Source organism: Micromonospora aridisoli (genome assembly GCF_056150025.1).
Genome location: NZ_JAXCFK010000051.1, coordinates 1 through 737 on the forward strand (window position 1 = coordinate 1; position 737 = coordinate 737).

Here is a 737-nt window from a genome sequence, read left to right on the forward strand (position 1 = left end):
ACAACCTCAGGCACCATCGCTTAGATCTAGAAATACACGAATTAGGTTTTTTCCAAACGGTACGATAGGAGCAAATATATCAGGAAATAACTATGATATCCTTCCTATCACCATACCTTCAGGATATTTTGAAATAAAATTGAGTATCGACAAAGACACTTCTCAATATTACTTATTCATTGATAATGAATTGGTCTATGTAGGTACAAGCTTTGCTCCTGTTTTTGAAGAAGTAATCGTACTCTCCGCTATGGAGGTTACTGGATCTACATTAGACATCGACAACTTTGAACTAATTGATTGAGATGACCACGCTCCTATTATCACCGTAGCACCTACCCTAGGAACTATTCCTTTCAAATCTTCCAAAAAATTGGATATAAAATTTGATGCTAGAAATCTAGAAATAGGTAGCTATACTGCTTTTATAAACATTACTCACAACGATCCAAATACCACTACAGTAGTACTACCTGTAAATTTCACAGTAGTAGAACCACCTGTAATCTCAGTTGCTCCAGAAGCTCTTTTTGCACAAATCAACACCGCTACTAATACGTCTGCCCTAGCAACCGCAATACTCACTATTACAAATCCAAGTACTGCTAATCTTAACTTCGATACTACCATAGGACTCCCCAGTTTTGAAACCTCTTCAGAGTTACAAAATGCCAATCGAACACTATTAGAGACACTCGATTTGTCCAAATACGGTATAGGTAATTCTAATACCTATA

At 36.6% G+C, this 737-nt stretch carries 2 protein-coding genes; both read left to right on the plus strand.

The window, feature by feature from the left end; translation table 11 throughout:
- Positions 1-304, plus strand: a 304-nt coding sequence (locus SM447_RS29270; RefSeq protein WP_474576101.1) for a hypothetical protein, incomplete at its 5' end; no start/stop codon positions are given.
- Positions 305-373: 69 nt separating this feature from the next.
- The coding region (locus SM447_RS29275; protein ID WP_474576102.1) for a hypothetical protein at positions 374-737 on the plus strand (364 nt) is incomplete at its 3' end.